The 12,549-nt window shown below is 60.9% G+C and carries 12 protein-coding genes; 6 read left to right on the top strand and 6 right to left on the bottom strand.

Annotated elements, in window-relative coordinates; genetic code table 11:
* Positions 1–7 precede the first annotated feature (7 nt).
* Positions 8–928, top strand: a complete 921-nt coding sequence (gene choX, locus AC3IUF_RS00175; protein WP_095113118.1) for a choline ABC transporter substrate-binding protein — start codon at positions 8–10, stop codon at positions 926–928.
* A 257-nt stretch (positions 929–1,185) separates the two neighbouring features.
* Entirely contained in the window at positions 1,186–2,754 is a 1,569-nt protein-coding gene (locus AC3IUF_RS00170) for a SulP family inorganic anion transporter (protein WP_095113119.1), read from the top strand.
* A gap of 116 nt (positions 2,755–2,870) precedes the next feature.
* On the opposite strand, the gene aroE is transcribed toward AC3IUF_RS00170, so the two are convergent.
* Entirely contained in the window at positions 2,871–3,692 is an 822-nt protein-coding gene (gene aroE, locus AC3IUF_RS00165; RefSeq protein WP_489280035.1) for a shikimate dehydrogenase, read from the bottom strand.
* A gap of 9 nt (positions 3,693–3,701) precedes the next feature.
* The gene (hemF, locus tag AC3IUF_RS00160; protein WP_007911850.1) at positions 3,702–4,616 is read right to left on the bottom strand and encodes an oxygen-dependent coproporphyrinogen oxidase; all 915 of its coding nucleotides are present in this window, start codon (positions 4,614–4,616) and stop codon (positions 3,702–3,704) included.
* Between the two features lie 149 nt (positions 4,617–4,765).
* Between hemF and AC3IUF_RS00155 the strand changes: the two genes are divergently transcribed.
* The gene (locus AC3IUF_RS00155) at positions 4,766–5,743 is read left to right on the top strand and encodes a quinone oxidoreductase family protein (RefSeq protein WP_007911852.1); all 978 of its coding nucleotides are present in this window, start codon (positions 4,766–4,768) and stop codon (positions 5,741–5,743) included.
* A gap of 64 nt (positions 5,744–5,807) precedes the next feature.
* Here AC3IUF_RS00155 and AC3IUF_RS00150 read toward each other — a convergent pair whose 3' ends face one another.
* The 4 genes from AC3IUF_RS00150 to AC3IUF_RS00135 form a co-directional block, all read right to left on the bottom strand.
* Positions 5,808–6,482, bottom strand: a complete 675-nt coding sequence (locus AC3IUF_RS00150) for a hypothetical protein (protein WP_007911853.1) — start codon at positions 6,480–6,482, stop codon at positions 5,808–5,810.
* A 240-nt stretch (positions 6,483–6,722) separates the two neighbouring features.
* Positions 6,723–7,280 carry an L-threonylcarbamoyladenylate synthase type 1 TsaC gene (gene tsaC / locus AC3IUF_RS00145; RefSeq protein WP_007911854.1) on the bottom strand — a complete coding sequence of 186 codons (558 nt, stop codon included), beginning with the start codon at positions 7,278–7,280 and terminating at the stop codon, positions 6,723–6,725.
* Between the two features lie 55 nt (positions 7,281–7,335).
* Positions 7,336–8,436, bottom strand: coding sequence for a DNA-processing protein DprA (gene dprA / locus AC3IUF_RS00140; protein ID WP_007911856.1), 1,101 nt, complete (start codon positions 8,434–8,436; stop codon positions 7,336–7,338).
* Positions 8,437–8,516: 80 nt separating this feature from the next.
* Positions 8,517–9,542, bottom strand: a complete 1,026-nt coding sequence (locus tag AC3IUF_RS00135; protein ID WP_007911857.1) for a LysM peptidoglycan-binding domain-containing protein — start codon at positions 9,540–9,542, stop codon at positions 8,517–8,519.
* A gap of 160 nt (positions 9,543–9,702) precedes the next feature.
* Between AC3IUF_RS00135 and def the strand changes: the two genes are divergently transcribed.
* The 3 genes from def to rsmB are packed head-to-tail and all read left to right on the top strand — an operon-like array spanning position 9,703 to position 12,534.
* Positions 9,703–10,209, top strand: a complete 507-nt coding sequence (def, locus tag AC3IUF_RS00130; RefSeq protein WP_007911858.1) for a peptide deformylase — start codon at positions 9,703–9,705, stop codon at positions 10,207–10,209.
* A gap of 58 nt (positions 10,210–10,267) precedes the next feature.
* Complete coding sequence (gene fmt / locus AC3IUF_RS00125) at positions 10,268–11,227, top strand: methionyl-tRNA formyltransferase (protein WP_414916328.1); 960 nt, start codon at positions 10,268–10,270, stop codon at positions 11,225–11,227.
* Complete coding sequence (rsmB, locus tag AC3IUF_RS00120; RefSeq protein ID WP_095113124.1) at positions 11,224–12,534, top strand: 16S rRNA (cytosine(967)-C(5))-methyltransferase RsmB; 1,311 nt, start codon at positions 11,224–11,226, stop codon at positions 12,532–12,534. The genes fmt and rsmB overlap by 4 nt, the downstream gene beginning before the upstream one ends.
* Positions 12,535–12,549 lie beyond the last annotated feature (15 nt).

The following is a 12,549-nucleotide window of genomic DNA, read 5'->3' as shown; positions in this document are numbered from 1 at the left end:
GAAGTCCATGCGCAAGTTATCCACAGTAGTGACGGTTGGCCTGATCGCGTTGAGCAGCACTTCGGCCTTCGCCGAGCAGAGCTGCGACACGGTGAAAATGGCTGATCCGGGCTGGAGCGACATCGCCGCGACCAACGCCATCACCGGGTTTCTGCTGGACGGCATGGGCTACAAAGCTAAGGTCGACACCCTCGCGGTGCCGATTACTTTTGGCGGGTTGAAGGATGGCCAAGTGGATGTGTTCCTCGGCAACTGGATGCCGGCGCAGCAGGGCTTCTACGACAAGTTCGTCGCCACCGGCGATGTCACGCAACTGGCGAAAAACCTCGACGGCACCGAGTTCACCCTGGCTGTACCGGATTACGTGTGGGACGCCGGTGTGCATAACTTTGCCGACCTGAACAAATACGCCGACAAGTTCGAGCGCAAGATCTACGGCATCGGCTCGGGCGCGCCGGCAAACATCTCGCTGCAGGAGATCATCAAGAAGAACGACTTCGACATGGGCCAGTGGAAGCTGATCGAGTCCAGTGAACAGGCGATGCTGGCGGAAGTGTCGCGGGCGGTGAAGAAGCAGAAATTCGTCACCTTCCTCGGCTGGACCCCGCACCCGATGAACGTGCAGCTGAAAATGCATTACCTGAAGGGTGGCGAGAAATACTTTGGCGAGACTGGCAGCGTGTTTACGTTGACGCGCAAGGGCTACGCCGAGGCGTGTCCGAATGTGGGTAAATTGCTGACCAATCTTTCGTTCACTCAGGAGATGGAGAACAGCATCATGGCTGAGGTGGTGAACAAGAAGGTCACTAATGCCGAGGCGGCGAAGGCGTGGATCAAGGCGAATCCGGCGGTGCTGGACAAGTGGCTGGATGGGGTGAAGACCGTCGATGGCAAGGATGCGTTGGTGGCGGTGAAAGCGAAGCTCTGATCGTGGGGTTGCTGGAATTTTGCTTGGCTTGAGATTTTTGCCCCCTCACCCCAGCCCTCTCCCCCAGAGGGGGCGAGGGGGAAAGGGAGCCGATATTTGTTGCATTCAAAACTTGCGTTCAACTTTGAAATCGCAGGTTGATGAATCTCTGACAGACACCTCGGTCAGTCCCCTCTCCCTCTGGGAGAGGGCTAGGGTGAGGGGCCTTTCCCCTGACACCCTGATAACCTTGAATAAAACCCCAACCGCGAGGACCCATGGCCTTCCCCAGCCGCCACTCTCTCTTGCCCTTCCTCACCTGGCTACCGCGACAAACCCGCGCCAGCGTCGGACGGGACCTGATCGTCGGCCTCAGCGGTGCGATTCTCGCCTTACCCCAGTCGATTGCCTACGCGCTGATCGCCGGCCTCCCACCTGAATACGGCCTCTACGCCGCGATCATTCCGGTGTTGATCGCCTGCCTGTGGGGCTCATCCTGGCACTTGATCTGCGGTCCGACGGCGGCGATTTCGATTGTGCTGTACGCCAGCGTCAGTCCCTTGGCCGTGCCAGCCTCGCAGGACTACATCACCTTGATCCTGCTGCTGACGTTCCTGGCCGGGATTTTCCAGTGGCTGCTCGGTTTGCTGCGCTTCGGTGCGCTGGTGAATTTCGTTTCGCATTCGGTGGTGCTGGGATTCACCCTCGGCGCGGCGGTGGTGATTGCCATCGGGCAGTTGCCGAATCTGTTGGGACTGGAATTACCGGCGAAAGCCACGGCGCTGGCGAGTCTGATGGATCTGCTGCAGCACCTCAGGGCTGTGGATAAACCGTCGTTAGTTCTGGGCATAGCCACGGTGGTGGTCGGCGTGGTGCTGAAACAACTGCTGCCACGCTGGCCAACGCTGTTGATCACATTGGTGCTGGCCAGTCTGCTGGTGTGGCTGTGGCCGGCGATGTTCGGGCATGTGCATCTGGTCAGCGCGTTTGTCGGGCGCCTGCCGCCGTTCAGTGGCTTGCCGCTGGATCTGGATTTGATCCTGCGTTTGCTGCCGAGCGCCGTGGCGGTGGGCATGCTCGGGCTGGTCACCAGCCTGTCGATCGCGCGCTCGATTTCCGCTCGGTCGCAACAGTTGCTCGATGCCAATCAGGAAGTTCGCGCGCAGGGTTTATCGAACATCGTCGGGGCGTTTTTTTCCGGGTCGCTGTCAGCCGGATCGTTTACCCGTTCGGGGTTGAGCTACGAGGCGGGCGCCTGTTCGCCATTGGCCGGGATCTTTTCAGCGATCTGGGTGGCGTTGTTTGCGATTTTCGGCGCCGGTCTGATTTCGCACATTCCCATTCCGGCAATGGCGGGCAGCATTCTGCTGATCGCCTGGGGCTTGGTCGATCATCGCGGCATTCGCGCGTTGCTGCGAGTCAGCCGTGCCGAGTTCGTGGTCATGGCGCTGACTTGCCTGGCGACATTGCTGCTGGAATTGCAGACGGCGATTTATGCCGGGGTGCTGGCATCACTGTTCTTCTACCTCAAGCGCACCTCGCAACCGCGTGTGCAGCATTGGCGCGACGGTGAGGATGATGTTTTGCGCGTCGGCGGCTCGATCTTTTTCGGCGCCAGCCATTACCTGCAAGTGCGCCTGCAGCGCCTGCACGGCGCGCGGGTGGTGATCGAGGCGCAGCAAATCAACTTCATCGACTATTCGGGGGTTGAGATGCTGCATCAGGAGGCGCGGCGTTTATTGCGCCAGAATCGCAGCCTGACCTTGCGCCGGGCGCGGCCGCAGGTGGTGGAGGAATTGAGGAAGCTTGAGGGGCCGGAGAAATGTCCGATCCGGTTTGAGGATTGATTGGCGATCGAGGTAATCCTTGTGGGAGCGAGCCTGCTCGCGAAGACTGCGGCACATCCAACATTGATGTGTCAGACAGACCGCTTTCGCGAGCAGGCTCGCTCCCACATGGGTACTTATTGGGCCAGTTGCCGGCGCAGTTCGGCGAGTACTGGCGCGGTGTCCGGGCGTAAACCGCGCCACAGGAAGAACGCCTCAGCCGCCTGTTCAGCAAGCATCCCCAAGCCATCCATCACCACCGCTGCGCCATGCTCATTGGCCCAACGGCAGAACGCTGTCGGTTCCTTGCCGTACATCATGTCGTAGCACAGGGTCTTGCCCGGCTCGATCAGGCTCGGCGCAATCGGCGGCACATCACCGGTCAGGCTGGCAGATGTAGCGTTGATGATCACGTCCACCGGCTCGCGCAACCAGTCGAAACCACTGGCCGACACCGGCCCGAGGTCGCAGAACAACTCGGCCAGCAATTCAGCCTTGTCCACCGTGCGGTTGGCGATGATCACCGAGGCCGGTTGTTCCGCCAGCAACGGCTCCAGCGCACCGCGCACCGCGCCACCGGCACCCAGCAGCAGAATACGTTTGCCGGTCAGGCTGAACCCGGCGTTCACCGTCAGATCACGCACCAGTCCGGCGCCGTCGGTGTTGTCACCCAGCAGCGAGCCGTCCGCCAGTTTGCTCAAGGTATTCACCGCACCGGCCCGCTGCGCACGAGCAGTCAGGCTATTGGCCAAACGGTAAGCGTCTTCCTTGAACGGCACGGTAACGTTGGCACCGCGACCGTCCTGGAAAAACGCCGTGGCGCAGCCGGCGAAATCATCAAGCGGCGCCAGCAGCGTGCAGTAGTCGAGGCTCTGACCGGTCTGCGCAGCGAACAGTTTGTGAATCATCGGCGATTTGCTGTGGCCGATCGGGTTACCGAAAACGACGTAACGATCCATCAGAAATCCTCAGGCTTCGCCTAACCAGTCGCGGTCTTGCAGGAAGTACTCGGTCAGGCGCGCTTCTTCGCTGCCAGGTGCAGCCTTCCAGTCATAACCCCAGCGCACTTGCGGCGGCAGCGACATCAGGATCGATTCGGTTCGCCCGCCCGATTGCAGGCCGAACAGCGTGCCACGGTCGTACACCAGGTTGAACTCGACGTAACGGCCACGGCGGAATTCCTGGAATTCACGCTGCTGCGCGGTGAAAGCATCGTTTTTACGGCGCTGCACGATCGGCAGATAGGCGTCGATGTAAGCGTCGCCGATGGCGCGCATGAAGGCGAAGCTGGTGTCGAAGTCCCACTCGTTCAGGTCATCGAAGAACAGACCGCCGATGCCGCGCGGTTCGTGGCGATGCTTGATGTGGAAGTAGGTGTCGCACCAGGCTTTATAGCGCGGGTAGACATCCGCCCCGAACGGCGCGCAAGCCTGCTCGGCGACGCGGTGCCAGTGGATGCAGTCTTCTTCGTTGCCGTAATACGGGGTCAGGTCGAAGCCGCCGCCGAACCACCAGACCGGCTCTTCACCTTCCTTCTCGGCAATGAAAAAACGCACGTTGGCGTGGGAAGTCGGTACATGCGGGTTGTGCGGGTGGATCACCAGCGACACGCCAAGCGCTTCGAAACCGCGACCGGCCAATTCCGGGCGATGGGCGCTGGCCGACGGTGGCAGACCACTGCCGAAGACGTGGGAAAAGTTGACACCTCCCTTTTCGATCACCGTACCGTTCTCGATCACGCGGGTGCGACCGCCACCGCCGGCGGGCCGGGTCCAGGCGTCTTCGACGAAGCGCGTGCCGCCGTCCTCGGTTTCGAGAGCCGCGCAGATGCGGTCTTGCAGGTCGAGCAGATAGGCCTTTACGGCGTCGGTGCGGGTCGTCATGGCTTCACCTTGAATCGGGCGGCGCCCCGCAGGCGGGCGACGCAAATGGGCGCGTAGCATACCACCGCACAACGGCGCGCCGCAGTTGACGAAGATCAAGCATGGGAGTTGGATAGGGGGCTCACAAAAGACCCAAGGAGAGCAGGCAAATGGCAAAGCGTATCCAGTTCCGCGCCCACGGCGGCCCCGAAGTGCTCGAATATGTTGACTATCAACCCGCCACCCCCGGCCCGAATCAGGTACGCGTTGCCAACAAGGCCATCGGCCTGAACTTCATCGATACCTATTTCCGTAGCGGCCTGTATGCGCCGCCAGCCTTGCCGTCCGGCCTGGGCGCTGAAGGTGCGGGCATCGTCGAGGCCGTGGGCAGCGACGTCACCCGCTTCAAGGTCGGTGATCGCGTGGCCTACGGCAGCGGCCCGTTGGGGGCCTACAGCGAATTGCATGTGCTGCCCCAGGACAATCTGGTGCACCTGCCCGACGAAATCAGCTTCGAAACGGCTGCCGGGGTCATGCTCAAAGGCCTGACCGTGCAGTATCTGTTGCGTCAGACTTATGAGCTCAAGGGCGGTGAAACCATTCTGTTCCACGCTGCGGCAGGGGGTGTCGGTTCGCTCGCCTGCCAATGGGCCAAGGCCTTGGGCGTGAAGCTGATCGGCACCGTCAGCTCCAAAGAGAAGGCCGAGCTGGCCAAGGCCAATGGCGCCTGGGCGACCATCGATTACAGCCACGAAAACGTTGCGCAACGCGTGCTGGAGTTGACCGATGGCAAGAAAGTCCCGGTGGTCTATGACGGCGTCGGCAAGGACACCTGGCTGACCTCTCTCGACAGTGTGTCGCCGCGCGGTCTGGTCGTAAGCTTCGGTAATGCTTCCGGCGCGGTGGACGGGGTCAATCTGGGCATTCTTGCCGCCAAAGGCTCGCTCTACGTAACCCGGCCGACACTGGCAACTTATGCCAACAATGCCGAAAACCTGCAGCGGATGGCCGATGAATTGTTCGAGATGATCATCAGCGGCAAGTTGAAGGTGGACATCAGCCAGCGTTATCCACTGGCTGATGCGGCGAAGGCACAAACCGAACTGTCGGCACGCCGCACCACCGGTTCCACCGTCCTGCTGCCTTGATACCTCCCGGCGTCCTGCCAGTCAGGGTTTCAGATCCATGACTGGCAGGACGCTTCGAGCGTGTTCAGTACTTCTGTGGATGAGCCGCCGACGGTCTTGGCGTCCGATGACCGACAGTCGCGGAATCAGGCTGTTGCAACGCTGCGAGGATTTGCCGCCACTCGGCTGACAGCACCCAGTAATCCCCGCGTGCGCGCTGTTCGATATGCATGGGATTGGAGGCAACCGGCATCAGACCGAAACGCTGGTACAGGCGCAACTGCGATGCCCTGCACAACGCAGTGACACCTTGATAGCCCTGTTTTATGGCCCACTCGGCAGCGGCCGCCATCAGACTGTCGACGGCAATAGGCTGTTCGCTGGGCGCGTACGAGATCAAGCGACTGAGTTCGACATGGCGTGACAACGCCACCGTGGGCGAAACATGCTGCTGCGCCAGTGAAGCCCACTCGAACGGCGCCGGAGTGGCCCTCAATACCGCCAGCAACTGATCGTGCCGATACAACAGAAAGTGGGTACTTCGCGGCCGTGTCGCCAGTCGGGTTTCGAGCATCCGCGCCCTGGATGTCAGCATGTAATGCTGCAGCCGAAGCCGAAATTGCCGTTCGATAAACCGATCGAACACTTGGGTATCCGACCCCGCTTCAAGCATCACGATCCGGCATCCCTCCTGATGACTGTTTAACGTCACCTGAAGCGTCTGCAAGTATTCCGTGAGTTGCAAATCCGTAGTGTCCATTCTTTCTCCGCAGACCTTAACTTATCGAAGTGTTTCGAGTGCAGGGAAAGGATGGTTGCTTTTGGCGATACCGCCACGAAACGCGGTCTGATAATCAGGTGGGAAAATTCAGTTAATTCAGATAGTTGATGATTTTTCCGACGCAACAACAAGCATCATTGCAGGATAAATCGCAGGCACGCGTAGTACTCCTCGCCGTCAAGGCGAGGAGTACTCACGTTACTAATGTTAGAGGCTGGATCAGTCGGGACGGATGACTTTGCCGGTCGCCAGATCACGAATCACGCTGGGGTTCTTGCGCCCACCCAGTTGCCCGCCCAGTATCAGATCGATCTGCCCACGGAAATATTGCTCAACCCGCAAGCGAGTGCGCGCTGCCGGGCGCCCCTGTGGGTTGGCAGAGGTCGAAATCAACGGCCCGACCATCGAGCACAGATCGCGCACCTGCGGGTGATCACTGACCCGTAGCGCCACGGTGTCGTGCATACCGGTCACCCATTCGGGCAACAAACCTTGATGCGGCACCAGCCAAGTGTTCGGCCCCGGCCAGGTGCTGGCCATGCGGTCAATCCACTCTGGCGGGAAGTCTTCGAACAGAAAATCGAACTGGCGAATATTGTCGGCAACCAGAATCAGCCCTTTGACCACCGATCGATTCTTGATCGCCAGCAACCGATCCACGGCCTCTTCGTTCCATGGGTCGCAACCCAGCCCCCAGACGGCTTCGGTTGGATAGGCAATCACCGCCCCGGCGCGAATCTCTCGTGCGGCTTGTTGCACACGCCAACTGTTGACCATGAAAAAACTCTCCGCAATCAGGTTTCGCGCAGTTTACCGATCTTCCTTGTAAAACCTAGCTTGTCCTGGCCAACCAGCGACCGTTTTCGCATACCGCGCGGCCGTCCATTTCCAGTTCGGTGAGTGCCGCCAGCACTTTCGGTAACGCCCAGCCGCTGCTGTCGGCCAAACCTTCGCTGGTGTGCGGCGCGGCGTGCAGCAATATGAGCAATGGATGATCGACTTTCGCGGTGTCTGCGGACAATGGCAAATGCTGCCAGCCACGCAGGGCTTCGAGGATGTGCTCGATGGTTTCCACCAACACCGCGCCGTCGCGAATCAATTGGTGACAACCGCGCGCGCCGGGGTGATGAATCGAGCCGGGAATCGCATACACCTCGCGCCCCTGTTCGGCTGCCAGCCGCGCAGTGATCAATGAACCGCTGGCAACGCTGGCCTCGACCACCAGCACTCCCAGAGACAATCCGCTGATGATCCGGTTACGACGCGGGAAGTTGCTCGCCGTCGGCCCGGCATCCAGCGGGAACTCCGAAAGCACTGCGCTGCCGGACGCGATCATCGCGTCAGCCAGGCGCCGATTGCGCTGTGGATAAAAATTTTCCAGCCCGGTACCCAACACACCGACGGTCAAGCCACCGACATCCAGTGCCGCCTGATGCGCAGCGGCATCAATGCCCAGTGCCAGACCGCTGGTGATGACAAAACCGGCCCCGGCGAGGCTGCGGGAAAACGCCGCTGCCGTGTCCATTCCCGGACGCGAAGCGCGTCGGCTACCCACCATTGCCAGTTGCGGTTTTTCCAGAATCAGTGGATCCCCGGCGACAAACAGCAACGGCGGTGGATCCGGAATCTGTGCCAGCAGCGCCGGATAATCCGCCTGATCCCACATCAGCAAATGATGATCCGACCGCTCTAGCCAGCGCATTGCATGGCTCGCGCCATCGCGCACCTCAGGACAGCGTCGCGCTTCGGCGCAGGCCGCCGGCATTCCCAGCGAGCGCCAGGCACTCGCTGGCGCGCTGATGGCTTTGGACGCCGAGCCGAAAGCTTCGAGCAATTTGGCAAACCGCTTCGGACCGATGTCCGGCAAGCGGTGCAGGCGCAGACGCGCTTCCAGTTCCGCTGGCGAAACCGGCGTGCAGACAGACAGCATCATGGATCATCCTTGATCGTTATAAGTCCCGAACCATTCGGAACAAGCTGTGGATAACTCTGTTGGTAACTTGTGAAGCAAGCTTACGGATTTCGCACCTTGTCGAGCACCGCCAGCGAGCGCGATGCGTTGAGCACGAGGCCATAGCTGAGTTTGTCGTAGGTGCGGAACACCATCAGCAAACCGGCGCGCTCATCGGGAATTTTCAGCGGCTGACCGGTGATGCGATCACGCACGGTTTCGCCGGTTTTCATCACCACCAACACGTTGCCTTCGGCCAGACCGTCGCGCTTGCCCTTGTTCAACGTGACCACGTCCATCACGCCAATCTGGGTAACACCGCGCGGCACATCGATGATCACTCCGTTGATGTTGGTCGTTGGTGCGCTGGGCATGAAGGTCGAGTTGATCGAGCGCTCTTCGCCGCTGAACAAACGATCGCCGAGGCGTACTTCCTGAGTGGTGCGTTGCAGGGCGAGAGTGGCGACGTCGCCTTCGGTCGCGACAATCTCACCGCCACCGATGTCGTCGGCATTGATCCCGAGGAACTCCTTGGTCTGCGGATCGGTGTAGACCTTGCCCTGACGGAAGATGCCGTAGACCGGTTGATCGGGGTCGAAATGGCCGCGAGCGAAGATGCGGTCACCGGTACCGCTGAGCACGCGTTCGGCATCGCCGGCGACGATGTACGGCGCCTTGTCGAAGTCCTCGGCCTTGTCGACGATGCGATTGCTCAGCAGAAAGCTGTTGATGGATTTCAGCGGAATGCTCGGAATCGCCTCGGCCACCGGGCTGGTACGGATCCGTGGCGAGAGCTTGATGGTGCCGCGCGACTCGCCGCGATTGACGGTCAGACGCGGCTGACCGTCGACATAACTGAGGGTCAGCGTGTCGCCGGGATAGATCAGGTTGGGGTTTTCAATTTGCGGATTGGCCCGCCACAGTTGTGGCCACTGCCAGGGCTCGCGCAGGTATTTGCCGGATATGTCCCAGAGTGTGTCCCCCGAAACCACCGTGTATTGCTGTGGAAAACCATCCCTGAGTTGCACTTGCCCTTGCACCACGCCGGCCGAAGCCAACAGCAGCAGGGCGAGTAGTGTTTTCCTCATGCAGTGAATCCCTTTATCATGTGCATTCGCGTGAACCGTCAGAGCCCCCGTGGCTCGCTTGTGCAAAATGCACAAGCTACGCTTCACAACGGTAGCCTGCATCTTCGGACCTGCCAGGCCATCGCCCGACTTTACTCAACGTGTGCAGCAATCAAAGCCTATGGCCATTTTAAACATCCTCGAATTCCCGGACCCGCGTCTGCGCACTATCGCCAAGCCTGTGGCTGTAGTGGACGACGAAGTGCGTCAGTTGGTCGATGACATGTTTGAAACAATGTATGAAGCGCCGGGCATCGGCCTTGCCGCGACCCAGGTCAACGTGCACAAACGTATCGTCGTGATGGACCTTTCCGAAGACCGCACCGAACCGCGGGTGTTCATCAACCCCGAGTTCGAATCGCTGACCGAAGAAATGGACCAATACCAGGAAGGCTGCCTGTCGGTACCGGGTTTCTACGAAAACGTCGACCGCCCGCAAAAGGTCAGGATCAAGGCGCTGGACCGCGACGGCAAGCCTTATGAGCTGATCGCCGAAGGCCTGCTCGCGGTGTGCATCCAGCACGAATGCGACCACCTCAACGGCAAATTGTTCGTCGATTACCTGTCCACGCTCAAACGCGACCGGATCAAGAAGAAACTGGAAAAGCAGCACCGCCAGAACGCTTGATGCCCCTCCTTCAAAGGCTTGCTGCGGCAAGCCTTTTTCTTTTTATGAGACGCCCTTCATGACTGAGCCACTGCGCATCGTTTTTGCCGGCACCCCGGAATTCGCCGCCGAACACCTCAAGGCCCTGCTGAACAGCCCCTACGAGATCGTTGCGGTCTACACCCAACCGGATCGCCCGGCCGGTCGCGGGCAAAAACTGATGCCGAGCCCGGTCAAGCAGCTCGCCCTGGAAAATAATATCCAGGTGTTGCAGCCGCCGACTTTGCGCAACGCCGATGCACAGGCTGAACTGGCCGCGCTGAAACCGGACTTGCTGGTGGTGGTCGCCTACGGCCTGATCCTGCCGCAAGTGGTGCTGGATATTCCGCGTCTGGGCTGCATCAACAGCCATGCCTCGTTGCTGCCACGCTGGCGCGGTGCGGCGCCGATCCAGCGCGCCGTCGAACACGGTGATGCCGAGAGCGGCGTTACCGTAATGCGCATGGAGGCCGGCCTCGACACCGGGCCGATGTTGCTCAAGGTCGTCACGCCGATCACCGGTGAAGACACTGGCGGCTCCTTGCATGATCGTCTCGCCGAGATGGGTCCGCCGGCCGTGGTGCAAGCGATTGCCGGTCTGGCTGCTGGCACGCTGGAAGGCGAAGTGCAAAACGACGAGCTCGCCACCTACGCGCACAAGCTCAACAAGGACGAAGCACGCATCGACTGGAGCCGCCCGGCGGTTGAGCTGGAGCGACTGGTGCGCGCCTTCAACCCATGGCCGATCACCCACAGCACCCTTAACGGTGAAGCACTGAAAGTGCTGGCGGCGACGCTTGCCGAGGGCAATGGCGCGCCGGGTGAAATCCTCAGCGCCAGCAAGGACGGCCTGGTCGTCGCTTGCGGCGAACAAGCGCTGTGCCTGACCCGTCTGCAATTGCCTGGCGGCAAGGCACTGAACTTCAGCGACCTGTTCAACAGCCGCCGTGAGAAATTTGCTCTCGGCACCGTACTCGGCGCAGCGGTGGACGCGCAATGAACCCGCGTCTGGCCGCCGCCAAGGCACTCGCCGCCGTGCTCAGCGGCAAAGCCTCGCTGAACAGTTCGCTGCCGACGCAACTGGACAAGGTCGAGGATCGCGATCGCGGCTTCACTCAGGATCTGGCCTTCGGCACCGCGCGCTGGCAGCCACGCTTGTCGGCACTGGCGGAGAAGCTGCTGCAGAAACCGTTCAAGGCCGCCGACGCCGATGTCGAAGCGCTGCTGCTGGTCGGTCTCTACCAATTGCTCTACACCCGCGTGCCGGCCCACGCCGCCATCGGCGAAACCGTCGGTTGCGCCGACAAGTTGAAAAAGCCGTGGGCCAAAGGCCTGCTCAACGCCGTGTTGCGCAACGCCCAGCGCGAAAGCGAAACAATTTTCGCCGAACTGGAACGTGATCCGGTGGTGCGCACTGCTCACCCGCGCTGGCTGCAAAAATCCCTCAAGGCCTTCTGGCCTGAGCAGTGGGAAGCCATTTGCGAAGCGAACAATGCGCATCCGCCGATGATTCTGCGGGTCAACCGCCGCCATCACAGCCGCGACGCCTACCTTGGTCTGCTGACCGAGGCGGGCATTGCTGCGACGCCATGCGTTTACAGCCGCGACGGCATCATTCTCGAAGCCGCTGCCGACGTGCGCAGCCTGCCAGGTTTCGCCGAAGGCTGGATCAGCGTGCAGGACGAAGCGGCGCAACTGGCCGCCGACCTGCTCGATCTGGCACCGGGTCAACGCGTGCTCGACGCCTGTTGCGCCCCTGGTGGCAAGACCTGCCACATTCTCGAAGCCGAACCGGCGCTGGCCGGCGTAGTCGCGGTGGATCTGGAAGCCAAACGACTGGTGCGGGTTAAGGAAAACCTTGAACGCCTTGGTCTGAATGCCGAACTGATCGCCGCCGACGGTCGCGACACCGAGAAATGGTGGGACGGCAAACCGTTCCAGCGCATTCTGCTCGACGCACCATGCTCAGCCACCGGCGTGATCCGCCGCCACCCAGACATCAAGCTGACGCGTCAACCGGACGACATCGTTGCCCTCGCGCAATTGCAAGGCGAGCTGCTCGACGCCATGTGGAAAACCCTCGAAGTCGGCGGCATCCTGCTCTACGCCACCTGCTCGACCCTGCCGACCGAGAACACCGAAGTCATCGCCGCGTTCCTCGAGCGCACCCCGGGTGCCCGCGAACTCGATCTGGCCACCCCGGCCGGAATCAAACAGCCCCATGGTCGCCAATTGCTGGCCCAGCAGGGCGGGCATGACGGGTTCTACTACGCCAAGCTGATCAAGATCGCTGCCGCGCGCGGCTAAACGGATTCAACGGAG

This window comes from Pseudomonas sp. KH_040 (genome assembly GCF_057839305.1).
This window is presented reverse-complemented; position numbering and strand designations above follow the sequence as displayed.

Excerpts from the sequence above, each read along its gene's own strand:
- choX (WP_095113118.1), top strand. The coding sequence starts at position 8 with ATGCGCAAGTTATCCACAGTAGTGACGGTTGGCCTGATCGCGTTGAGC.
- AC3IUF_RS00170 (WP_095113119.1), top strand. The coding sequence starts at position 1,186 with ATGGCCTTCCCCAGCCGCCACTCTCTCTTGCCCTTCCTCACCTGGCTA.
- aroE (WP_489280035.1), bottom strand. The coding sequence starts at position 3,692 with ATGGATCGTTACGTCGTTTTCGGTAACCCGATCGGCCACAGCAAATCG.
- hemF (WP_007911850.1), bottom strand. The coding sequence starts at position 4,616 with ATGACGACCCGCACCGACGCCGTAAAGGCCTATCTGCTCGACCTGCAA.
- AC3IUF_RS00155 (WP_007911852.1), top strand. The coding sequence starts at position 4,766 with ATGGCAAAGCGTATCCAGTTCCGCGCCCACGGCGGCCCCGAAGTGCTC.
- AC3IUF_RS00150 (WP_007911853.1), bottom strand. The coding sequence starts at position 6,482 with ATGGACACTACGGATTTGCAACTCACGGAATACTTGCAGACGCTTCAG.
- tsaC (WP_007911854.1), bottom strand. The coding sequence starts at position 7,280 with ATGGTCAACAGTTGGCGTGTGCAACAAGCCGCACGAGAGATTCGCGCC.
- dprA (WP_007911856.1), bottom strand. The coding sequence starts at position 8,436 with ATGATGCTGTCTGTCTGCACGCCGGTTTCGCCAGCGGAACTGGAAGCG.
- AC3IUF_RS00135 (WP_007911857.1), bottom strand. The coding sequence starts at position 9,542 with ATGAGGAAAACACTACTCGCCCTGCTGCTGTTGGCTTCGGCCGGCGTG.
- def (WP_007911858.1), top strand. The coding sequence starts at position 9,703 with ATGGCCATTTTAAACATCCTCGAATTCCCGGACCCGCGTCTGCGCACT.
- fmt (WP_414916328.1), top strand. The coding sequence starts at position 10,268 with ATGACTGAGCCACTGCGCATCGTTTTTGCCGGCACCCCGGAATTCGCC.
- rsmB (WP_095113124.1), top strand. The coding sequence starts at position 11,224 with ATGAACCCGCGTCTGGCCGCCGCCAAGGCACTCGCCGCCGTGCTCAGC.